The sequence below is a fragment of the Achromobacter sp. F4_2707 genome, assembly GCF_047501535.1.
Taxonomy (GTDB): domain Bacteria; phylum Pseudomonadota; class Gammaproteobacteria; order Burkholderiales; family Burkholderiaceae_B; genus Yanghanlia.
Genome location: NZ_JAZDRJ010000011.1, coordinates 130,784 through 152,749, shown reverse-complemented (window position 1 = coordinate 152,749; position 21,966 = coordinate 130,784). Strand labels below are relative to the sequence as shown.

The 21,966-nt window shown below is 56.0% G+C and carries 21 protein-coding genes, 1 tRNA gene and 1 riboswitch; of the genes, 13 read left to right on the top strand and 9 right to left on the bottom strand.

Going from position 1 to position 21,966, the window contains the following annotated elements:
- Nucleotides 1-214 precede the first annotated feature (214 nt).
- Together VRY85_RS12130 and VRY85_RS12125 are read left to right on the top strand one after the other, a co-directional pair.
- Nucleotides 215-1,030 (top strand): NAD(P)-dependent oxidoreductase, encoded by an 816-nt coding sequence (locus tag VRY85_RS12130; RefSeq protein ID WP_414598858.1) that lies wholly within the window; start codon nucleotides 215-217, stop codon nucleotides 1,028-1,030.
- The gene (locus VRY85_RS12125) at nucleotides 1,023-1,241 is read left to right on the top strand and encodes a hypothetical protein (RefSeq protein ID WP_414598857.1); all 219 of its coding nucleotides are present in this window, start codon (nucleotides 1,023-1,025) and stop codon (nucleotides 1,239-1,241) included. Before VRY85_RS12130 ends, VRY85_RS12125 begins: the two co-directional genes overlap by 8 nt.
- 20 nt (nucleotides 1,242-1,261) lie before the next feature.
- Here the strand turns inward: VRY85_RS12125 and VRY85_RS12120 are convergent, their stop codons facing one another.
- Entirely contained in the window at nucleotides 1,262-1,483 is a 222-nt protein-coding gene (locus tag VRY85_RS12120) for a hypothetical protein (RefSeq protein WP_414598856.1), read from the bottom strand.
- Nucleotides 1,484-1,805: 322 nt separating this feature from the next.
- On the opposite strand from VRY85_RS12120, the gene VRY85_RS12115 reads away from it, so the two are divergent.
- Nucleotides 1,806-2,849 (top strand): IS110 family transposase, encoded by a 1,044-nt coding sequence (locus tag VRY85_RS12115; protein ID WP_414598855.1) that lies wholly within the window; start codon nucleotides 1,806-1,808, stop codon nucleotides 2,847-2,849.
- A gap of 222 nt (nucleotides 2,850-3,071) precedes the next feature.
- On the opposite strand, the gene VRY85_RS12110 is transcribed toward VRY85_RS12115, so the two are convergent.
- Together VRY85_RS12110 and VRY85_RS12105 are read right to left on the bottom strand one after the other, a co-directional pair.
- Nucleotides 3,072-3,341 (bottom strand): hypothetical protein, encoded by a 270-nt coding sequence (locus VRY85_RS12110; protein WP_414598854.1) that lies wholly within the window; start codon nucleotides 3,339-3,341, stop codon nucleotides 3,072-3,074.
- Nucleotides 3,342-3,502: 161 nt separating this feature from the next.
- A complete protein-coding gene (locus tag VRY85_RS12105) occupies nucleotides 3,503-4,144 on the bottom strand; it encodes a trimeric intracellular cation channel family protein (protein ID WP_414598853.1) in 642 nt (213 codons plus the stop codon).
- Between the two features lie 175 nt (nucleotides 4,145-4,319).
- Here VRY85_RS12105 and VRY85_RS12100 point away from each other — a divergent pair, with 175 nt between their 5' ends.
- The 4 genes from VRY85_RS12100 to VRY85_RS12085 all read left to right on the top strand — a co-directional run bounded on the left by VRY85_RS12100 (nucleotide 4,320) and on the right by VRY85_RS12085 (nucleotide 11,058).
- Nucleotides 4,320-5,216, top strand: coding sequence for a helix-turn-helix domain-containing protein (locus tag VRY85_RS12100; RefSeq protein ID WP_414598852.1), 897 nt, complete (start codon nucleotides 4,320-4,322; stop codon nucleotides 5,214-5,216).
- Between the two features lie 29 nt (nucleotides 5,217-5,245).
- Nucleotides 5,246-6,322, top strand: coding sequence for a uroporphyrinogen decarboxylase (gene hemE, locus VRY85_RS12095; RefSeq protein ID WP_414598851.1), 1,077 nt, complete (start codon nucleotides 5,246-5,248; stop codon nucleotides 6,320-6,322).
- A gap of 468 nt (nucleotides 6,323-6,790) precedes the next feature.
- Nucleotides 6,791-8,923 carry a primosomal protein N' gene (locus VRY85_RS12090; RefSeq protein WP_414598850.1) on the top strand — a complete coding sequence of 711 codons (2,133 nt, stop codon included), beginning with the start codon at nucleotides 6,791-6,793 and terminating at the stop codon, nucleotides 8,921-8,923.
- Nucleotides 8,923-11,058, top strand: coding sequence for a UvrD-helicase domain-containing protein (locus VRY85_RS12085; RefSeq protein ID WP_414598849.1), 2,136 nt, complete (start codon nucleotides 8,923-8,925; stop codon nucleotides 11,056-11,058). Before VRY85_RS12090 ends, VRY85_RS12085 begins: the two co-directional genes overlap by 1 nt.
- Before the next feature lie 86 nt (nucleotides 11,059-11,144).
- On the opposite strand, the gene VRY85_RS12080 is transcribed toward VRY85_RS12085, so the two are convergent.
- Nucleotides 11,145-11,378: a hypothetical protein gene (locus VRY85_RS12080; protein WP_414598848.1), complete on the bottom strand. Its 234-nt coding sequence runs from the start codon at nucleotides 11,376-11,378 to the stop codon at nucleotides 11,145-11,147.
- A 268-nt stretch (nucleotides 11,379-11,646) separates the two neighbouring features.
- Between VRY85_RS12080 and VRY85_RS12075 the strand changes: the two genes are divergently transcribed.
- The gene (locus tag VRY85_RS12075) at nucleotides 11,647-13,176 is read left to right on the top strand and encodes a 3-hydroxyacyl-CoA dehydrogenase (RefSeq protein WP_414598847.1); all 1,530 of its coding nucleotides are present in this window, start codon (nucleotides 11,647-11,649) and stop codon (nucleotides 13,174-13,176) included.
- 68 nt (nucleotides 13,177-13,244) lie between these two features.
- Here the strand turns inward: VRY85_RS12075 and VRY85_RS12070 are convergent, their stop codons facing one another.
- Nucleotides 13,245-14,219, bottom strand: coding sequence for a c-type cytochrome (locus tag VRY85_RS12070; RefSeq protein ID WP_414598846.1), 975 nt, complete (start codon nucleotides 14,217-14,219; stop codon nucleotides 13,245-13,247).
- Nucleotides 14,220-14,330: 111 nt separating this feature from the next.
- Here VRY85_RS12070 and VRY85_RS12065 point away from each other — a divergent pair.
- Nucleotides 14,331-14,405: transfer RNA gene (locus VRY85_RS12065), tRNA-Arg, on the top strand.
- A gap of 81 nt (nucleotides 14,406-14,486) precedes the next feature.
- On the opposite strand, the gene gshA is transcribed toward VRY85_RS12065, so the two are convergent.
- Entirely contained in the window at nucleotides 14,487-16,049 is a 1,563-nt protein-coding gene (gene gshA / locus VRY85_RS12060; RefSeq protein ID WP_414598845.1) for a glutamate--cysteine ligase, read from the bottom strand.
- 121 nt (nucleotides 16,050-16,170) lie between these two features.
- Complete coding sequence (locus VRY85_RS12055) at nucleotides 16,171-16,449, bottom strand: helix-turn-helix domain-containing protein (protein WP_414598844.1); 279 nt, start codon at nucleotides 16,447-16,449, stop codon at nucleotides 16,171-16,173.
- A 170-nt stretch (nucleotides 16,450-16,619) separates the two neighbouring features.
- Nucleotides 16,620-16,698: riboswitch (SAM riboswitch) on the top strand.
- On the opposite strand from VRY85_RS12055, the gene metX reads away from it, so the two are divergent.
- From metX to VRY85_RS12040, 3 genes are all read left to right on the top strand, one after another.
- Nucleotides 16,689-17,936, top strand: coding sequence for a homoserine O-succinyltransferase MetX (gene metX / locus VRY85_RS12050; protein WP_414598843.1), 1,248 nt, complete (start codon nucleotides 16,689-16,691; stop codon nucleotides 17,934-17,936). (Overlaps the previous riboswitch by 10 nt.)
- The gene (gene metW / locus VRY85_RS12045; RefSeq protein WP_414598842.1) at nucleotides 17,933-18,547 is read left to right on the top strand and encodes a methionine biosynthesis protein MetW; all 615 of its coding nucleotides are present in this window, start codon (nucleotides 17,933-17,935) and stop codon (nucleotides 18,545-18,547) included. Before metX ends, metW begins: the two co-directional genes overlap by 4 nt.
- Nucleotides 18,548-18,558: 11 nt before the next feature.
- Nucleotides 18,559-19,800 (top strand): muropeptide transporter, encoded by a 1,242-nt coding sequence (locus VRY85_RS12040; RefSeq protein WP_414598863.1) that lies wholly within the window; start codon nucleotides 18,559-18,561, stop codon nucleotides 19,798-19,800.
- A gap of 21 nt (nucleotides 19,801-19,821) precedes the next feature.
- On the opposite strand, the gene VRY85_RS12035 is transcribed toward VRY85_RS12040, so the two are convergent.
- Complete coding sequence (locus VRY85_RS12035; protein WP_414598841.1) at nucleotides 19,822-20,277, bottom strand: VOC family protein; 456 nt, start codon at nucleotides 20,275-20,277, stop codon at nucleotides 19,822-19,824.
- A 3-nt stretch (nucleotides 20,278-20,280) separates the two neighbouring features.
- Nucleotides 20,281-21,060, bottom strand: coding sequence for an exodeoxyribonuclease III (locus VRY85_RS12030; protein ID WP_414598840.1), 780 nt, complete (start codon nucleotides 21,058-21,060; stop codon nucleotides 20,281-20,283).
- A gap of 164 nt (nucleotides 21,061-21,224) precedes the next feature.
- Here VRY85_RS12030 and pyrE point away from each other — a divergent pair, with 164 nt between their 5' ends.
- The gene (gene pyrE, locus VRY85_RS12025; RefSeq protein ID WP_414598839.1) at nucleotides 21,225-21,896 is read left to right on the top strand and encodes an orotate phosphoribosyltransferase; all 672 of its coding nucleotides are present in this window, start codon (nucleotides 21,225-21,227) and stop codon (nucleotides 21,894-21,896) included.
- The last annotated feature ends 70 nt before the right edge of the window (nucleotides 21,897-21,966 follow it).

Genomic DNA, 21,966 nt, shown 5'->3' with positions numbered 1-21,966 from the left:
CCGAACAGGACCGTGAAACGCCTTTGCGCCGATGATAGTGGACGGACGTCTGTGAAAGTAGGTCATCGTCAGGCACTTATCCCTCAAAACCCCATCCGGTAACAACCGGGTGGGGTTTTGGCTTTGGGGAAACAGAATTCGCTTGGCCCAGGTCAACTTTGTGACTAGCCGGAGTGGATACAATCTGGAACTCAGCCAACCTTAGGTATGCATAATGAGTTTCAATGTAGTACGTCTTGACCTCTGGATTCACTCCTGCTTCGACGAGATCCTCCAGAAGCACGCGGGTATCAATCTTTCTATCATGCGGTTGGCGGATTCCGACGAGAATAACTGGGCCAAATTAGCATCTGCCGATATTTATCATGTGTCTGCCGCCAAGGATGAAGTGCCCCTTAAATGGCAGGTAACGTCAGAGCTGCTGGCGCGATGCCCCCAAATCAAAGTGGTTTCTAGCACAGGCTCGGGCTACGACACGATAGATGTCGAGGCGTGCACCGCCGCTGGAGTGTTGGTGGTGAATCAGGCGGGAGGGAATGCCAACTCAGTTGCCGAGCACACGTTTGGCTTGCTGCTGGCAGTTAAACGTCGGATTGTGGAGTCGGATCGGCTTATTAAAACAACGTCGGGCTTGGTGCGCGAGCAACTGATGGGTAGCGAACTCGCGGGCAAGACTATCGGTTTGGTTGGTATTGGCCAAGCGGGTATGCGGGTGGCTCAACTGGCTGCGGCCTTTGGGATGGACGTTCTGGCTTACGACCCTTATGTCGATAAGGATGAAATTCAGGCCCGGGGGGCAAAACCCGTATCGCTGGATGAATTACTGACGGGAAGTGATGTCGTCAGCCTGCATTGCCCTCGCAACGCGGAAACCTTGAATATGTTTGGTGCAAGGGAATTCCAGTGTATGCGATCCGGCGCGATTTTTATTTCCACTGCCCGAGGCGGCATTCACGACGAGCTTGCCTTGCATGGCGCCCTTGAGAGTGGGCACCTTGGGGGGGGCTGGCTTGGATGTCTGGGTGGTTGAGCCTCCGCCCCATGAGCACCCATTACTGGCCTTGCCGAATGTTGTCGCCACGTATCACACGGCAGGTGTGACCCGCGAAGCGCGTGAAAACATTGCCAAGATTTCGGTGCAGCAGATATTAGATATTTGTGCCGGTAAAACCCCGCTGCGCATGATTAACCCTGAAGTCTTGCCAAAGCAGCAAGAACGCTTGATGGCCGCGGCGGGCTAGTCAGTGAGCCAATGCATGAATCACGCGCTAAGCAGGTTTCCTTCTTCGGCTGACTCCACCTCAGGCGTCGTCTGTGCTCGCAGCGCTTGCAGGTCTCCGTGGGTGACTTCTTGTTCCTTATAACGGGTCAAGGTGTCATGGTGCCAGGCGTGCTCGGCTTCGTACAATTTAGCTGCAATGCCCTGGGTGAGCCGTTGCGTACCGGCGCTGATGCCCGGGATGTCACCACATATCTTGCCCACACTGAGGAGGGCTTGGCCAGTAAAGCAGTGGACGCGGGAAAGAAGGGGTTTCCCCTCGTCCGTTTCGCTTTGGAATGAAAAGTCGGGATTCAACCAGGGTATGGTTTGTGCTGCTTCAGGCAATCGGCCACCCAGTGCGCCTGCGGCGAAGAAACGGATATGGGGAAGTAAGGCGCTGAGCTCGGGCCGCTTTTTCAGATGGTATGGACGTCTCCACCTTTACCGCCATTGTTGGCATGAGATCTGATTGGGGTCTCGCAGCAACGGCATCAATGTGCCACAGTGGAAGTTCGTTAACACCACATGAACTGGAGACCCCGCCATGGAATCTACCGTAAATCTGCCTGTCGTGGGAATGGATATCGCTAAGAATGTATTTCAGCTGCACGTTGTCGATACAAAGACGGGTGAAGTACAACGCCACAAGCTCAAGCGCGATCGTGTTGCTGCTTTCTTCGCGAACCACGAGCGCTCGCTGGTGGCCATGGAGGCGTGCGGCGGTGCGCATCACTGGGCCAGAACCTTGCGTCACTTGGGTCACGAAGTCAAGCTACTGCCTGCCAAGCATGTTCGCCCCTTTGTTTTGCGCGACAAGACTGATGCGCGCGACGCGCAGGCAATCTGGGTAGCAGCACAGCAACCTCATATACGAGCGGTACCCGTCAAAAGCGAACAACAGCAAGCCTGTCTCGCGTTGCATCGCATGCGCGCGCAGCTGATGAAGATGCGTATCATGCAAACAAACGCCTTGCGAGGGTTGCTCTACGAGTTCGGCATTGTGTTGCCGGAAGGTCACCAGGCCTTGCTCAAACGCATTCCAGATGAATTGGCCAAAGCGCAGGAGAACGGTCGACTTTCGGAGATCGTTGTAGTCAGTGTTCAGGAGCAGTTGAAACGTATTTCACACCTACAGCAAGACATCGACCAGCTCGACAGGCGTCTTGTTCAATTGGTTAAACAGAACTTCCAGATGCAGGCCATACAGGCCATCCCTGGTATTGGACCGCTGACGGCCACAGCATTAGTGGCCACGGCGACCGAGCTGTCGAGCTTTGATTCTGGCAGACAATTTGCAGCCTGGCTGGGTCTAACGCCAAGACAAACCGGTACCGGGGGCAAGACACGTCAACTTGGGATCTCCAAACGTGGTGACGCCTATGTGCGCACCCTGCTGATGCATGGTGCGCGAGCCGTTATATGCCGAAGTCGCCAAACTGCCTGGATCCAACAGCTACTTGCGCGTCGACCTTTTAGCGTCGTGGTTGCTGCGCTGGCTAATAAACTGGCCCGCACCGTCTGGGCACTCTTGACCAGAGGCAAAGCTTTTGATCAGGCCCAATGGGAAGTTGCTGGCGTGACTGTGTAATAAAAACTGATAGCGTAAATACCGAGTTTTCAAAGGAGAGCAAGCAAGAAGCAACGTGATGGGAAAACAGGTCAGACCTGGGTAAGGAAAATCCGATAGTCGTCCAGAGCGTAAACAAGCTCGATTTTCAGGGGGGAACCTTATCCGCGAATGCCATCAGGGCCAGCAGGTTAAACGCCTGCATCAACAGGTCGAATGTAAGGCTGCAACCTCTTTGAACGTTCACACGCTAAAAACTTGTTTTCCAGGAGACGTCCATGTAAGGCCTTCTAATACCTTGCTGCTGACGGTGACTGAGGTGCCACTGGTGTTGGCGAATGACACCAGCACGGGCGGCTCGGGTGTGATAGCAAAGTTGACGATGCCTTGAGCCGGGTTCTGACTGGCGAGTTTTACCGACTGATCCGCTGCAGCGCGGGCCCAGGAGGGGACACCAGCCAGCATCGTTGCCAGCGCGCCATGTCCCAGAAAGGTTCTTCTTGAAAGTGTCATGTGTAGCCCTATGTGAGTGCGCCCACGTGTGTGTTGCATGTGGGAGTCTGTCTATAGGGCTAGATGATGATTCTTCGCCTTGCAATCTTCCAATATTAATTTTCACTATCGTTATGTGGAAAATTGCTAATGAAATTTATCTATAAGCTGATGCGTGAGAGCTAATGGATATTCCCGCCGTAAACAAACTTCGGCATGCTCCAGCCATATCGGAGTGCCAACAGTCGTAAAGCGAGGCCCAACGCCATGGAGACAGCCATGACTAAGTCGTGATCCAGGCCTAACGCCAGACCGCCTATATAAAGCAGGCCAGTGAACATCGACACGGTGGCATAGAGCTCTGACCGAAACAACAAGGGAATGCTGTTGCAAAGAATGTCGCGCAGCACACCGCCTGCGCAACCGGTAATCATGCCGGACGCCACAACAATGACCATGGGGAGCTCAAGCCCGATGGCAACGTTGCAGCCAATCACCGTAAAGACGATGAGCCCGACCGCGTCGAGAAATAAGAAGATATTTCGCAGTTTATGCATATAGCGTGCAACCGCGATGGTGAAGAGTGCGCCGCCGCCAGTCAGCAGCAAATACGACGGGTGTTCAACCCATGTGAGAGGGTAGTGGCCCAACAGAACATCGCGTATGGAGCCACCGCCTAGAGCGGTGACACAACCCAGCACGCAAACGCCTACCCAATCCATTTCGCGCTTGCCGGCAGCCAGCGCAGCCGTCATCGCTTCTGCAATGATGGCGATCACAAAAAGTAGGCGTAATAGCTCAGTGGTTTCGAATGTACCGTTCATGGCGGAATGATATCTCAGACTCGGCTCCATTCCTTGGGTCGTATGAACCGTCCGTCAACGTTTCTCATACTGTTATTAATACGAATTGTGTACAAATGCGTGTTTTTGCATCATTGGATTTCTGAGGTGGAGTGTCACTTGCCAAGAACGATAGTCAATCAAGAAGGAGAACGTGATGAGAGAGCGTCTGGATTGTGCAGTGCTGCTTACACGCTGCACCATTGATTGGGTAGAACCATTTCTGGGTCAATACGCCGGGGGCAGGCTGTATTTGCATGCTTTTGATATTGTGGTGGACATCCACAGTGATAATGCGCCAAGTGTTCTAGGTCATTCTGCCATGGCATTGCGCCGCTATGATGTCTGTGTGTTGCCTGTGCAGCCTGCAACACTTTCTTGGGCGCGTATCTCGCTTTCACAGGGCTTGCCGCGTTTGCACACGCCTGTCATAGCGCTGGCTCGGGAGCTCACCACTACGGGCTTGCACGATCTTTACGAACTTGGTGTTGCAGATTTTCTGCGCGACCCATTCTGTGGGCATGAAGCGCGAATCCGTATCGAGCGTGTTCTCGATGGCCATCGAGCCCCAAGTGCTGTGGTACACCAGGTGGCAGATGTCGCCTCCGAAAGTGCACCGTACCTGAACGATCCGCTATTGGAAGCGGTCTGTCAGAATATTTTGCAGCACGATGGCCTCGAACTGGAGGTTTATGCGGCAGCGGTAGCGTCCCGGTGCGCAACGACTAAAGAATCGTTTCAAGCAGCCAAAAGGAAAGTGGTTGAGCGCTTTGAACGGGCTTACATTACCGCAGCGCTGGGCCGCCATGGCGGAAATATCGCCATGGCGGCCCGAGCCGCACAAAAGCACCGCAGAGCGTTCTGGGCCTTGATGCGTAAGCATGATATAGACGCCGAGCCTTTCAGGCAGCGGGCGGCAGCCTTGAAACACCCGCTTACTCCTCACGCCCAAGCCACAAAACCACGCACTCTGCGGGAGCAACCGGAGGCGTTGCTGACACTGCCCGTCACGCCTGCAAACTGGTCCAGCCCCTTACTGAGCGGCGAAGGGTAAAATCGGGCAAACTCATTACAAGGAATGCCGTGAATTTCCCTACTTTGAAAAACGACATCTTTTTGCGTGCACTGATGCGCGAGCCTGTCCCGTACACCCCCATCTGGATGATGCGTCAGGCAGGCCGTTACCTTCCCGAATACCGGGAAACCCGTGCCCGAGCCGGTTCTTTCATGGGGTTAGCACAGAATCGTGAGTATGCTTGCGAAGTCACGCTGCAGCCTTTGCATCGTTACGATCTGGATGCAGCGATTCTGTTCTCCGACATTCTTACCATCCCGCATGCCATGGGCTTGGGCTTGGATTTTGTCGAAGGTGAAGGGCCGCGCTTTGCGCATCCCGTGCGTAACGAAGACGATGTGCGCAAACTGACTGTGCCTGACATGGGCAAGCTGCAATATGTGTTCGATGCAGTCACGCTTATTCGCAAGGAACTCGATGGGCGCGTGCCCCTGATCGGTTTTGCGGGCAGCCCCTGGACTATCGCCTGCTATATGGTAGAAGGTCAGGGTTCATCTGATTACCGGCTTATCAAGAGCATGATGTATGCGCGTCCTGAGCTCGTGCATCAGATTTTGAAGGTCAACGCCGAAGCCACCGTGCAGTACCTGAATGCTCAGATACAGGCAGGCGCACAGGCTGTCATGATATTCGACAGCTGGGGTGGGGTGTTGGCTGATGGTGCATTCCAGGAATTCTCGCTGGCCTACACGCGCCAGGTGGTAGAGGGCTTGGTACGCGAACGTGAAGGGCGCAAGGTGCCTGTTATTGTGTTCACAAAGGGCGGCGCCTTATGGGCCGAAGAAATCGCAGCGGTTGGCTGCGATGCCATGGGCCTGGACTGGACGGCAAGCTTGGGCCAGACCCGTAAGCGTGTCAATGATAGTGTGGCCTTGCAAGGCAATCTTGATCCCAACGTTTTGTTCGCGCCTGAAGCCGGTATTCGCGCACAAGTCCGCCGGGTAATCGACGACTTCGGTCCGGTGGGTAACGGTGGCCACGTATTCAACCTTGGCCACGGCATTTCGCGCTTTACTCCGCCTGAGGCAGTGCTGGCGTTGGTGGATGAAGTTCATACCTATAGCCGTCGCATGCACACTGAGTAATCGTTGAAAAATCGGGAAAACCCGGGTTGCAGAGCATCCATTAATTCGTGTTGTTCACAAGTTGACCATGCTCTGTAAGATAAACGTCATGTCTGCGCAGGCATTCGGGTTTTCCCTCTATCATATTGATATATAAGAAGAATATTTCTTGTTTTGCAGGGCCTCAAAAGTTTTTGCAAAAATTAGATGCATATCCGACTGAATTTTCCCGTAATTCTCCCCAAAGTTATCCACAGGCTGTGGGGCCAGGGAGGCCAAACCGCCGTACGACAAGCCTTTGCGGCAAGAATCAAGAATTTTCTTTAAGTTGTTGTCCGTCTTAACTACTGTTTCTATTTTCGAAGGGTCTAGTGTCCTGTTCGGCTAACTTGCATACGTGTCACCGGCGCCCCGGCTCTTTACGCTGCGGTGCAATGTTCGGTGAAAACCTCTGCAACCGCTGTGGTTAACCCTGTGCCTGAAAGATCCATGCTTGCGAATCTCAGCGCAGTACCCTCCACAGAGAGCGCAGGCCTGGAGTCGGCTGCGCAAGAACTCTATTACGTTCGTGTTGCTCTGGATGTCCCACTCCCAGGGCTGTTTGATTACAGCTGCAAAGCGGCTGTAGCGATCGGGCAGCGTGTCATTGTCCCTTTTGGCAGACGTAATTTGGTTGGCATGGTGGTCGCTTTGCCGGATACGCCTGCTGTGGAACCTGAGCAACTACGAGAGGCCATTGCTGTTTTAGACGACCTGCCGCCTATGCCACCGGCATGGCTGGCGTTAATGGAGTTTGCGTCTCGCTACTATCAACGCCCGCTGGGTGAGGTCATGATGCCGGCCTTGCCGCCGCCTTTGCGTAAAGTTTCTGCCTATACCGGCAAGCTTGCCGCGGGCGGGCCGGTCAAGCGGCTGGAGCGTCGCCTGGCCAAACGTCGAGCAGAACCTGAGTCGCCTAAGATATCAGGCGCCATCGAAGCGCCGGCGCTAAATGCCGAGCAGCGTGAAGCGGTTGAACGTATCGCGGCCGTGCAAGGGCATGGTGTGGTGCTGGTCCGGGGGGTGACGGGCAGCGGCAAGACAGAAGTCTATCTGCATGCGGCCCAGCAAGTTCTGGAACGGGGTCAACAAGTGCTTTTCCTCGTGCCGGAAATCAATCTGACTCCGCAGCTTGAGCAGGCGCTGCGCAGGCGCTTCCCAAGGGGTGACAATGAGCACGATACCTTGGCTGTGCTGCACAGCGGGTTATCGGATGGCGAACGCCTACAAGCCTGGCTGGCGGCATTTAATGGCCAAGCGAGCATGTTGCTCGGTACTCGCCTGGCCATCACGACACCCTTGCCCAGGCTGGGGCTGATTATTGTCGATGAAGAGCACGATACCTCGTACAAACAGCAAGACGGCCTGCGCTATTCCGCGCGCGATTTGGCAGTATGGCGGGGCTATAACCAGGGTGTACCCGTGGTGCTGGGTTCGGCTACTCCCTCATTGGAGTCGTGGAATCATGCCCAGCAAGGGCGCTACGCTTGCGTCACGCTCGCACACAGGGCGCGCGATGTCGCTTTGCCGACGATGCGCATGGTGGATACCCGGCGTCTGCGACTGGAACAAGGTTTTTCCCCGCATTTGCTGGATGCCATGCAAGAGCGCTTGGCAGCGGGTGAACAAGTACTGGTATTCATCAATCGGCGGGGTTATGCCCCGGTGCTGAACTGCTCGTCGTGCGGCTGGGTCAGCCAGTGTTCGAGGTGTACGGCTTATACAGTGTTGCATCGGCGAGTTCGCGGCGCTTATTTGCAATGCCACCATTGCGGTGGGCAAGCGCCGGTGCCGCGCGCTTGCCCTACCTGCGGCGACCAGGACTTAAAACCCATGGGCCGGGGCACGCAGCGCATTGAGGAATTCCTGAGCGAGCGGTTTCCAGAGGCTCGTATTGCCCGCATTGATGCAGACTCTACCCGTTTGAAAGGTAGCGCTGAAAAGCTCTTTTCCCAGGTTCACCAAGGAGAAGTGGATATTCTGGTCGGTACGCAGATGGTGGCCAAAGGGCATGATTTCGCAAATCTTGGGTTGGTAGGGGTGCTGAATGCCGATTCCATGCTATTTGCACAGGATTTCCGGGCGCCCGAACGGTTGTTTGCGCAGTTGATGCAGGTAGCAGGAAGGGCGGGTCGCCACCGCGCCGGGGGGGAAGTCATTTTGCAGACGGATTACCCTGAACAGCCTGTCTACCGTGCTTTGCAGCGGCATGATTACGAAGGTTTTGCACGCTACGCTTTGGAAGAGCGCGAATCCTTGGGGCTGCCGCCTTTTGCCTATCAGGCACTGCTGGTGGCTGAGAGCCGTGAACTTGCCCAAGCGCTGGAGTTTCTTGATACCGCACGCAAGCTGCCCGAAGGGGCTCCGCAGTCTTACCCCAGGCAAGACCAGATCATGCTTTATGATCCGGTTCCCCTTAGGGTGGTGCGGGTGGCGAATGTCGAGCGCGCACAGCTATTAGTGGAAAGTCATAGCAGGCCGGCACTCCAGCACTTCCTGGCTCAATGGAGTCACGATCTGTTCCAGGCAGGGCGCGAGGCGCGTGTACGCTATAGTCTGGAAGTTGATCCGTTCGAGATCTGATGAAAGGGGCTGACCCCGTGCACCCAGGCTCCACTGTTCCTGCCGACTTGAATCCCATGCAACGCAAGGCCGTCCTGTATTTGGATGGCCCTTGCTTGGTGCTGGCGGGCGCCGGAAGCGGAAAGACCCGTGTGATCACACAGAAAATCGCCTATTTGCTGCGTGAATGCGGTTATGCGGCGCGCAATGTGGTGGCGCTCACATTTACCAATAAGGCGGCACGCGAAATGAATGAGCGCGTGCGGCAGCTGGTGGACCCACGAATGGCCAAAGGCCTGACAGTCAGCACGTTCCATTCGCTGGGCCTGAGGTTTCTGCGGGAAGAAGCCGAACATGCGGGCTTGAAAAAGCAGTTCTCCATACTGGATTCCAACGATGCACTGGCGATTATCCAGGAGCTGCTGGCAACCACGGATCGCGCCCGTTTGAAGTCGGTGCAGCAAAGCATTTCCTTGTGGAAGAACGGCTTGATCGGGCCGGATGAGGCGGCAGCCGCGGCACAAACGCCCAGTGATGCGGAAGCCGCCAGGGTTTACCGTGACTACAGCGCGACCTTGAATGCGTACCAAGCGGTGGATTTCGACGATTTGATCCGCTTGCCCGCCATGCTGCTTGAGGGTAATGAGGAAGTGAGGGCCCGCTGGCAATCGCGTGTGCATTACCTGCTGGTAGACGAATACCAAGACACCAACGTGTGTCAGTACCGCATTGTGCAGGCTTTGGTCGGGCAGCGAGCCATGTTCACGGCTGTGGGCGATGACGACCAAGCCATCTACGCCTGGCGCGGCGCGACGGTGGAAAACCTACAGCGGCTGACTCGCGATTTCCCGACGATAGAGTTGATTAAGCTGGAACAGAATTATCGTTCGGTACAGCGTATTCTCACGGCGGCCAATAAGGTCATCAGCAATAACCCGAACGTTTTTGGCAAGAAGCTATGGTCTTCGCTTGGAGAAGGGGAGCCCATTCAGGTGACGGCCATGGATGACGAGGAATCCGAGGCGGAAAATATCGCGATAAGGTTGTCCGCAGCGCGTTTTGAGCGGCAGGCGCAGTGGCGAGATTTTGCCATTCTGTACCGCAGTAACCAGCAGGCGCGGGCCATGGAACAGGCTTTGCGCAATTTGCGCATTCCCTATTCAATTTCCGGAGGGCAGAGTTTCTTTGAGAAGCCGGAAATCCGCGACGTGTTGGCATACTTGAGGTTGATCGCAAACGATGATGACGATCCGGCCTTCATACGAGCGGTCACCACACCCCGGCGAGGGGTAGGCAACACCACTTTGCAAACGCTTGGGCAGTTCGCGCAAGAAAAAGGCATGTCGATGTTCGCTGCCGTATTTGAGATCGGCGAGACCGACAGGCTGGCGGCTCGCCAGCTTCAGCCGCTGCAAAATTTCGTGCGCTATATCCAAGACTTTCAACAGCGCGCGGGTAAACCGGGCAATCAGCGCAGCATGCAAGGCATGGGAGATCTCTTCAGCGCGGCGCAGACGATGGGGCTGCAAACTTATAAGCAGGCCGGCGTCCATGATTCAGCCGAACTGCTTGATGAGCTGTTGCGCAGCATGAACTACGAGCGCCATCTCTACGACCTGTACGACGAGAAGCCTGCGCAGACGCGTTGGCAAAATGTGCTTGAACTCACAGGCTGGCTCAAGCGCAAGGCACAAGAAGATGAATTGACACTCATGGAGCTGGTTCAGCATGTGGCTCTGGTGACCATGCTGGAACGGAGTGAAGACGAGGATCCGGATACCGTAAAGCTTTCTACCTTGCATGCGGCCAAGGGGCTGGAATATCCGCATGTTTACCTGATCGGCGTGGAGGAAGGTTTATTGCCCCACCTGGGTCGAGAGGACGAAGATGTTGGACACGCGGACGCGGTAGAAGTCCTGGCCCAGCGCATTCAGGAAGAGCGCCGTTTGATGTATGTGGGTATTACTCGTGCCCAACGCAGTCTGCACCTGAGCTGGTGTAAGCGCCGCAGGCGGGCACGCGAAGATGTTGTGCGGGAAAGGTCGCGCTTCATCGAGGAAATGGGGTTTCACGATGAAAAGGCTGTTGACCCGGCAGCCGGCATGGCCCCCAAGCAACGCCTGGAAATGCTGAAAGCCCTACTGGGCAACGCCTGAGAGCAATAAAAAAGCCCGTCATTCTTAAATGACGGGCCTTCGGAGACGGCTGGTCGATTGTGTCGAGAGCTGCCTCGTTTTTGCGGTTACCACTGACTTCCCGAGAAGCGTGCGTCGCGTGCACGGGCTTCGTTCAGAGCTTCGGCAACTTGAACGAGATAGCGACCAAATGCTGTGGCGCCACGAGCGATGCCGTTAGCGACGATGGCCAGGCCTTCCAGAACGGAGTAGGCGCGGTTGCCTGCTTGTTCGGCCCAGATAAGGTCGCGCTCAAGAGAATCGGTAAGGTGGTTGTACGGATTTGCGTAATTCGCTGACATGTTTTGACCCCTGCATGCTTGTGTGAATGGACGATTTAAATTATAGGGTAAACCCTAGGTTATGTCTAGGGTTTACCCTAATATCCTATTTGGGGGTGGCATAAAAGACACGCGCCATACGAAATAGCGTTTCGTAATACGGGATTTTTTCCTCGGTAGAAGGCTTCAATGGCTCCGTTTTTCTTGTGCCTGTGGCATGCCTCACTCGCTTTCGGCATTTGGGGCAAAATAAAGGGTTTTCTGCAATCTGGAATCAAGGAGCTCGAACATGCGGAATATTGATATTGTGGGGGTAGTGGGCGCGGGCGCTATGGGGCGTGGCATCGCTCAGATCGCTGCACAGGCCGGAATCACCGTAAGGCTGTTTGATGTCCAGGAGCAGGCAATCGCCAGCGCCCGCGACGCCTTGCAAACAGTGTGGAACAGGCAGGTGGAAAAACAGCGCATGAGCGCCGATGAGGCGGCTGCGGCCCTGCAGCGTGTCGTGCCATGCAGCAAGCTGGAAGACATGGCAGACGCTGATCTCATCATCGAGGCGGTTGTCGAGCGTCTGGACGTCAAAGGTGAACTGTTTCGCAAGTTGGAAGGCATTGTGGGGGCGGATTGCATACTGGCCTCCAACACGTCTTCGTTATCGATTACGGCGATTGCCTCAGCGTGCGAGGACCCATCGCGCGTGGTGGGCTACCATTTCTTCAACCCGGTTCCCCTAATGAAAGTGGTTGAAGTCATTGATGGTGTGCGTGGCGACCCTCGCCATGGTGATGTATTGATGGATCTGGCGCGACGCATGGGACATACGCCGGTGCGCGCTAAGGATATGCCAGGCTTCATCGTCAACCACGGTGGGCGTGGCATGAACATCGAGGGGCTGAAGGCGGCTCAGGAGTGCGTGGCGCCTTTCCCCGTTATCGACGCCATCATGCGTGAGCAGGCGGGTTTCAGGATGGGGCCGTTTGAACTGATGGATCTGACAGGTCTTGATGTCTCACATCCGGTGATGGAATCCATCTATCAGCAGTTTTATGACGAACCCCGCTTCCGCCCGTCGCCGATTACGGCGGTTCGTGTTGCTGGAGGCTTGTTCGGGCGCAAGACGGGTGAAGGCTTTTACCGCTACCCGGAAGGGCAGAAAGTGATAGAGGCTGAAGCGGCGGCGCCGGCATTGCCGGACGGTCTGAGCGTCTGGGTGGCGCCGTATCATTCCACTGGTCACAGGCGGGCGGCCGCACTGTTGCGTGAACTGGGTGTTGAGCCGGTAACATCTGAAAAGCCCCCGCGCGATGCCTTGATTGTGGTCACGCCTTACGGCGAAGATACCGCTACCGTTGTGGCTGACTACCAGCTCGATGGCCGTCGTACCGTGGCACTGGATACTTTCTTCGGCCTGGAGCCCGGTAAGCGCAGGGTGGTGATGTGTTCGGCAGCAACCCTTCCACAATGGCGGGATGCCGCGCACGCTTTGTTTGCCAAGGATGGCTCACCCGTCAGCGTGATCGCCGACTCTGCAGGCTTTATTGGCCAACGTGTCGTGGCAGCCATTATTAATGTTGCGTGCGATATCGCGCAGCAAGGTATTGCCACGCCGGAAGACATTGACCTGGCAATTTCTCTGGGCTTGGGCTACCCCGGTGGCGGGCCGCTCTCGCTGGGAGATACGCTGGGCGCAGCGCATGTGGTGGATATTCTGCGTGGCATGTTGCGCACAACCGGTGATATGCGCTACCGCAGCAGCCTGTGGCTGCAACGGCGCGTGCAGCTCGGGATGTCGCTGCGTGAATCGCCCGCCGCTGGGTAAACCTCGTTAATCGGAAATAAAAATGGCCGCTTATGAAAAGCGGCCATTTTTTTTGGTTCTGTACTGCCTTACTGAACTTGATTCACCATGTAGTGCACTGCGGCGATGATGTCTTCGTCGCTGGCGGTCGAGCCACCACGCGGAGGCATGGCGCCCTTGCCTTCGATGGAAATCTTGATCATGTTGTCCATGCCGGCTTCGATCAGAGGAGCCCATGCGGCTTTGTCGCCGGTTTTAGGAGCGCCGGCTACGCCGAAGGTGTGACAGGCGAAGCACACGGCTTTGTAGAGCTTTTCGCCCGCGGCGAGGTCAACGTCACTTGCTGTTGCAGCAGCGGCTTCCGCCTGTTGCGGGGCCTCTTCGGCAGCGGGGGCGGCTTCAGCAGGTGCGGCTTCTGTTTCGGCGGCCGGAGCAGCCTCTTCAGCAGGAGCTGCTTCAGCGGCAGGGGCTTCTTCTGTTGCGTCGCTGGAATCGCCTGCGCTCTCGGGCTCAGGGAAGCTGGCGCCAGACTGGTTGGTCATGTAGACAACCGCACGAGCCAGTTCGAGATCGCTGAGCGCGGGGTTGCCCGCACGGGCCGGCATGGCGCCCAGGCCGTTGATAACACTTTGCAGCAGCGGCTCAAACCCCTTGGCGATGATGGGGGCCCAGCCAGTAGCATCGCCAAACTTATGAGCGCCCGCGACGCCGGTGCCGTGGCAGGAGGAACAGGTGGCGTTGTAGACCTGTTCGCCGGTTCTTTCTTCGGTTGCGGCTTCGGCCGTCACCAAGGCAAAGCCTGCAACAGGCTGGATGCGTGTTGCTACCGCTTCTTGGGACTGAGCATCTGAACCCACGCCCAGCGGGGTGCTGGAAATAATGAGCCGGATGAGCAGGAGAATGACCACGATTGGAACAATAAAAGCCAATACGATGGTGGTGATGAGCTGTTTAGGAGTCTTGATAAAGCCTTCGTGCTCAGCCGTCTTTGTGACGTTTTGTTCCGGAGTGTTCATAATGAATACGAGTTCCTGTCTGAGGGCCCCATTGGCCTTGTTCTTCATGATGCGCGGGCTGCGCACGGTTTCTGGCTGATGATAACCGCTACACGTGAGCGATGCTCGAAGCCGCGATTATACCTTTTCCAGCAAACACGCTACAATTATTGGTTCTTGGCGCCCGTAGTTCAATGGATAGAATTAGAGTTTCCGAAGCTCTCGATACAGGTTCGATTCCTGTCGGGCGCGCCATAAAATCAATGACTTACGTGTGGTTTGTGCTCTACACAGCCCCGTACAGCATGAGCAGAACATGCCCAATCTGAGGCCTGGTCAAGGGGCTCGCAGGGCTGCGTGGAACTGCGCAACATACTCATCAAAACTTTCAGTGTCAGACGCTTCAATGGCGTGCTGTTCTTCAATGGAAGCGGCTGCTTCGTCGATATAGTTCTGCAGAAGTTCCTGCTCCATAGGGCCGCTGACCAGGGTTTCGTGGTGGCCTGCGCTGACTTGCAGCATGCAGTCGTGGAAGCTGAGGTTTTGATCGCGCATGGCCTGCAGCACTTTGGCAGAAGGCGTTTGTTCGCTGTCGCGGACTTTTTTCAGTTGTAGTTCAAGCGCTGTGGCGTGCCGCTTCTGGCCATAAGCCTGGTCAAGCAGGTCGGCATAGGGGCGAATACGGTCGATAAGCTCTTCGGCCCAGTCACGCAAAGAAATTTCGGTGCCGTCGCGTTTCAGGGTCAGCCCCGGTTTGCGCCCTTCTCGCACCACGGTGTTGAAGTTGTCCTGGCTGAGCGGGCAATGGCCGTTGCCTGGGAAGAGCGGGCTTTCGTCGCTGACGCAGAAAAGCAGGAAAGCATCTAGGAAGCGACAGGTTTCCGCACGGATGCCGACAGGCGACCAAGGGTCAACATCTAAACAACGTACCTCGATATATTCGACGCCGCGTTCGGCCAAGGCCGTGGCAGGGCGTTCGCCGCGTCGGGTGGTGCGCTTGGGGCGGATGCTCGAATAGTATTCATTCTCGATCTGCAGCACATTGGTGTTGAGTTGTATCCACTCGCCATCCTGCTTGGTACCGAGGCGCTCATAGGCGGGCCAGGGAGTCGTTACCGCTGTGTACATGCGCTGCAGGAAGGTTTCTAGGTCGTTGTAGCAAAGTTGCAGATCGGACTGAGCCTTGTTCTGGTAGCCGAGGTCGCTCATGCGCAGGCTGGTCGCCCATGGCAGGTATAGGGTGTCCGCGTCGAATTGTTGCAAAGAATGCGGGGCGTCGCCGAGAAAAGCCCGGGACAAGGCGGGCGAGGCGCCGAAAAGATACATGAGCAGCCAAGAATAGCGGGTGAAATTGCGGATAAGGGCGAGATACCCCTTGTTGCGCTGCTCTTCAAGAGAAATGCCTTCAATGCCCAGAACATCCCAAAGACGGTCAGGCATTGATAAGTTGTAATGTACGCCCGCAATGCACTGCATGGCTTTGCCATATCGGTGTGCGAGGCCGCGCCGGTACACGTGCTTCAACATGCCGGTATTGGAACTGCCGTACCAACCGATGGGAATGTCCTCTTCAGCGGGCAGCCGGGCTGGCATAGATTGATTCCATACCAGTTCATTATCAAGCTGTCTGGAGACAAAGCGATGCGTTTCTTCGAGTTCCTGCAGCAAGCTTTCGACGCTGGGGTGGACGCCCGTAATGAGCTCCAGCAACGCTTCGGAGTAATCGGTTGTGATGCGCGAATGGGTGAGCGTGGAGCCCAGTGCTTGCGGATGTGGCGTCAGGGCAAGCTTGCCCTGAGCATCGACGCGTAAGCCTTCTTTTTCTATGCCGCGCTTGATCGCAGTGAGGAGTTGGACATCCTGACGGATGCGGTCGAGGCGGGGGGTGGGAGAGCTCATGCGCGACTTCAGATTGCGTTGCAAATAGCAGGGATTTTACCCGAGGGTATCGCGCGGGGGGCTAAGGGCGTACAAGCAACAGGCTTTTGCTCGCGCATCAGCCTGTATGGTTGTATGTGTATCAATTCGTGTTGTGGCGCGTTTCGTGTTGAATCGTGACGCGGGGCAGCAACGGAGCAGATGTGTCCGGCGCGTCGTCATCGAAGCTTAGCAGACCGGTTCGCATGGCTGTGGTGATAGCGGCCTGACGGCTGTGGACGCCAAGTTTGCGGCACGCATTCTGGATATGGAAATTAATTGTGCGCTCGGCCAAGCCAAGAATGCGACCGGTTTCCCAACTGGTTTTTCCGATTGACACCCATTGCAGACAAGTCAGTTCACGCTCGGTGAGGGGTTTCATTACGGTATGCCTCCTGTTGATTTGGTTATCGATCGTACTCAGGTGCTACAAAGTTCAATTGTTACAGTTTAGTTACTACAGATACTGCTAATTGTATCTAAGTGAGTCGATTTGAGTCCCGGGGTTATCCCGGACTGGTATGGGGTGGTGCTACAATGCAGCAGCTATTCTTTGTTCCTGGCGCCGATTTGCTCGATCCGCTTGCGGGCGCCTCATAAATACCGCTAAAGAGGTCCTGAATGGGCACAACTCCTCTCTCAACAGCCACCAAGGCTGACATCATCACCCCATCTTCTGAAGCCACTATCCCGACCGGTTCGGTTGGCTTTGTTCGCCCTCAACTCGTTCGTTTCGATGAGCCGCTCGAGCTCACCAGCGGGCAGGTGTTGCCGCAATACGAACTTGCGGTCGAAACCTACGGTGAGTTGAATGCCGAGCGCAGCAATGCGGTACTGATCTGCCATGCTTTGAATGCCTCGCATCATGTGGCAGGCATGTCTGCAGACAACCCGCGCGATGTCGGCTGGTGGGACAATATGGTGGGGCCTGGCAAGGCTGTAGATACCGACCGTTATTTCGTTATTGGCGTCAACAATATCGGCTCGTGCTTTGGTTCTACCGGCCCGGCCAGCATTAACCCGGCAACGGGTAAGCCCTGGGGCGCAGCGTTTCCTGTACTTACTGTCGAGGATTGGGTGCGAGCGCAGGCTAGGCTGGCAGACTACTTCGGCATCGAATGCTTTGCAGCGGTCATGGGGGGCTCGTTGGGCGGCATGCAGGCATTGAGCTGGTCAATTACCTGCCCTGAGCGCCTGCGACATTGCGTCGTGATTGCCAGCACACCACGGCTGTCGGCGCAGAACATCGGTTTCAACGAGGTGGCGCGTCGCTCCATCATCAGTGATCCGCAATTTCATGGTGGTGACTACTACGAACATGGCGTGGTACCGGTACATGGGTTGTCGGTGGCTCGCATGATCGGTCACATTACTTATCTGTCCGATGAAACCATGGCCCAACGTTTTGGGCGTCAACAGCGTGAGCCGGGGCATAACGGCGCCTTTCATTACGGGTATGGCGTAGAGTTCGAGGTGGAGTCGTACTTGCGTTATCAAGGCGAGAAATTCTCTCGCTATTTCGATGCGAATACTTATCTGCTGATCACGCGAGCACTCGATTATTTCGATCCGGCTCGTAATCACAACGGCGACCTGGCAAAAGCGCTGGAGCCTGCCAAGGCGGATTTCCTGCTGGTTTCCTTTACGACCGACTGGCGTTTCCCGCCCGAGCGGTCACGTGAAATCGTTAAGTCATTATTGAATAACCAGACAGCCGTGACCTACGCGGAAATTGATGCACCCCATGGCCATGACGCGTTTCTGCTTGAGGACGCGCGCTATCACGCTGTGGTGCAAGGGTATTTTGATCGCATAGCGGTCAGCTTGGGCTTGCCGGAGCGCCGCCTCACTACGGGAGTCCTGGCGTGAATCAGATCAGTGTGAGTGCTCCCGCGCATGTACGCCCCGACCTCAAACGTATCGCCGGTTGGGTCGAGCCTGGCAGCCGTGTGCTCGACCTCGGTTGCGGTGACGGCACGTTGTTGGCGCATCTGCAGAATAAAAAGCAGTGCGTGGGCGTAGGGGTGGAACTCAGCGACCAACAAGTGATCGCTTGCGTGCGGCGTGGCGTGCGAGTGATCCAGCAAAACCTTGAAGAAGGGCTGGCGCTATTCGATGACCACCAGTTCGATACGGTGGTGTTGTCGCGCACGCTGCAGTCCATGCACAACACGGAACGTATTCTTCAGGAAATGGCCCGGGTGGCGCGTTACGGCATCGTCTCATTTCCGAACTTCGGGTACTGGCCGCATGGCTGGTCGATCCTGCGGGGTAGGATGCCGGTGACCGGCGAGATGCCTTATGAGTGGTACAACACGCCGAACATTCATCTTTGTACCTTGCGAGATTTTGAACGACTGGCCCAGAAGCTGGGTTTGCGCATTACCGATATGGCGACGTTCAAAGAAGACAAAGAGGTTAAACTTCTGCCAGGCTGGCGCAGTACGCTGGCCGTCTATCGTTTTGAATCCGGTTGTTAAACGGAGCTGACATTACTGCTTCTTCCCGCGTTTATCTGAGTCCACGAGTCCTGCCTTTGTTGGTGCTGGGCTTCGCCAGCGGCTTGCCTCTGGCTCTGACCGGCGGGACTTTGCAGGCGTGGGCAACGATAGATGGCGTATCGCTGCAAAACATCGGTTTTCTGACGCTCATTGGTACGGCCTATACGCTGAAGTTCTTATGGGCGCCGCTGGTCGACCGCTATTCTTTTCCTTTTCTGGGGCGGCGCCGCAGCTGGATCTTTCTCACACAGTTGATGCTGGCGGCGTGTATTGCCGCTATGGGTTTGTATTCACCCGGCACACATTTGCTGCCACTAGCTCTGCTGGCTGTGCTGGTTGCATTCCTGTCGGCGACTCAAGATATCGCATTTGATGCATACAGCACCGATGTGTTGCGTAGCGAGGAGCGCGCCGCCGGCGCGGCGGTCAAGGTGCTGGGTTATAGGCTGGCAATGATTGTGTCGGGCGGGTTGGCACTCATACTGGCGGATCAATGGTTCGGGTGGGGCAACACGTATTTTCTGATGGGCGCCTTTATGGCCGTCTGTTCACTGGCCACGGTATTGGCGCCGGAGCCTGAGGTTGTTGCAGCGCCCCCACGCTCTTTGGCCGTGGCGGTCGTCGAGCCTTTGGCGGAGTTTTTCCGGCGCAAGGGCGCTTTGACCATTTTGCTGCTCATTGTCCTGTACAAGCTGGGTGACGCCTTCGCCGGTGCGCTGTCCACCACCTTTTTGTTGCGTGGCGCGGGTTTTACCGGAACCGAGGTGGGCGCAGTCAATAAGGTGTTTGGCTTGGCCGCCACGATTGTTGGCGCGCTGGCCGGCGGCACCATCATGGCGCGAATGGGGCTGTATCGTTCGTTAATGTGGTTTGGTCTATTGCAAGCCGTCTCCAATTTTGGTTATTGGGTGCTCGCGGTTACGCCGCCCCATCTGTATTCGATGGGCGCTGTAGTCATGTTGGAAAACCTGTGTGGCGGCTTGGGAACAGCGGCTTTCGTGGCATTGCTGATGGCGTTGTGCCGGCAGGAATTTTCCGCTACGCAATTTGCCTTGTTGTCGGCATTGTCGGCGGTAGGGCGCACGTATCTGGCAGGGCCTTTGACGCCGCCACTGGTCGAATGGCTAGGCTGGCCGGGCTTCTTCGTGGTGACCGTGTTTATTGCGTTGCCCGGCCTGGTCTTGCTTTATTTCCGGCGCAATGAAATCAGGGCGCTGGATTCTGATCGCTAACAGCTTGGTCTGATTACACAACTATTCAGGTTGTGTGTCAGAGGCCGTATCAACAGGCTCTGCGGGTGGTGCTTCCGGGTTCCAGGCCACTTCCCATAAGTGGCCGTCCGGGTCTTTGAAGATGCCCGCGTACCCGCCCAGCAGCGTGTCATGCGCAGCCTTCACAATTTCGCCGCCCGATTGAGCTGCTTGCTGCATGACTTCATCGACGAACTCCCGTTCAGTGACGCAATGGCTCAGCATGAACTCAGTCATGGCGGGAGGCTGAAGCTCAACGCCCGCTTCGTGAGCCAGGCTTTCACGAGGCCATAGCGCCAGGGAGAGACCCGGTTGCAGGTCAAAGAATGCTGCGGCACCGTAGTCGTAGTCGGCCCCGACAATGCCGCGGGTTTTTAAGCCCAGGCCGTCCCGGTAGAAGCGCACTGATTTCTCCAGATTGGTGACGGCCAGCGTAATAATGGAAATATGCGGTTTCATGGCTTAGAAAGGGTAGGTGTAATCAACGATTAAAGGGGCATGGTCGCTGAAACGCTGTTCTTTATAAACAAACGCTTCTGAGGCGGTTGCCGCAATAGCAGGCGTGGCAATTTGGTAATCGATACGCCAGCCCACATTGTTGGCGCGGGCCTGGCCTCTGTTGCTCCACCAGGTGTAAGCATCGCCGGTCGCTTCCGGGTACAAGCTGCGATAGACATCCACCCAGCGTTGTTCTTCAAAAACACGTGTTAACCAGCTGCGTTCTTCGGGCAGAAAACCACTGTTTTTCAGGTTGCCCTTCCAGTTTTTAAGGTCGATCTCCTGATGAGCAATATTCCAGTCACCGCAGATCACCACTTCGCGACCGCAGGCGGCAAGCTCGGCTAGGTGAAGGAAAAAGTGTTCCATGAAATCGAATTTGATTGCCTGGCGGTGATCGCCGCTGGAACCGGATGGCAGATAAACGGAAATAATGGATAAGCCATCATAGACCAGTTCGATGTAACGCCCTTCTGCGTCGATCTCCGGTACGCCCAGCCCTTCAATCACTTCATCCGGCTCACGACGCGCATAAATACCGACGCCGCTATAGCCTTTTTTCTCTGCGTAATGAAAGTAACCTTGATAGCCCGGTGGCGCCAGCATGGCTTCGGTCATGTTGGGAGCCTGGGCCTTGAGTTCCTGCAGGCAGATGAATTCGGCTTCCTGGGAAGGAAGCCAGTCGAGAAAACCTTTAGTGACAGCAGAGCGGATGCCGTTGAGATTGGCCGAGATGATGCGCATGGATTTCCATAAATAAAATAAACAGTGGAACTGTAACGCATCGCGCACTGAAGGGCATGCCGGCGGCAAGGCATCGCAAGCGGCAGGCGTTGCGATGAGGCGCGTTTCATGTCATCAACGGTTATGGCGGATAATATCGGTTTTTCGCGTATCAGGCAGGTAATATGACAATCGCAAGCAACCGCGGTGACTTCGTCCGTTTTGCGCTGGAGCAGGGTGTTCTGCGCTTTGGGGAGTTCAAGGTCAAGTCGGGGCGTATCAGCCCTTATTTTTTCAATGCGGGGCTGTTTAACAGCGGGTTGTCAGTCGGCAGGCTGGCCGAGTTTTACGCTCAGGCTCTGGTAGATTCCGGTATCGAGTTCGATATGTTGTTCGGGCCGGCCTACAAGGGTATTCCGCTTTCCACCGCAACCGCCACGGCGCTGGCGAGGCACCCTGCTTTAAGCGGGCGCGATGTTCCCTTTGCCTTCAACCGTAAAGAAGCCAAGGATCACGGCGAGGGTGGGGTGCTGGTCGGTGCGCCGCTGCAAGGCAAGGTGGTCATTATTGATGATGTCATTACGGCCGGTACGTCGGTGCGCGAATCAGTGGACATCATCCGCCAAGCCGGCGCCGAACCGGTGGCGGTGTTGATTGCTCTGGATCGCATGGAGCGGGCAGGCAGGGACGGCGAGCTTTCGGAGCATTCGGCCGTTCAGGATGTGCAGCGTACCTATGGCATGCCGGTTGTTAGCATTGCCTCGCTGACGGATATTATGTCGGTTTTGGAAGCTGATGCCACGCTGGCGGAATACCGCGAGGCCGTGCAGGCTTACCGGGCACGTTACGGCATCTAACGTTACGGTATTTGAAAATACCGGGCATTTTTAAAGACCAGAGCAGCTATCGATTAAGCCGCTCTGGTCT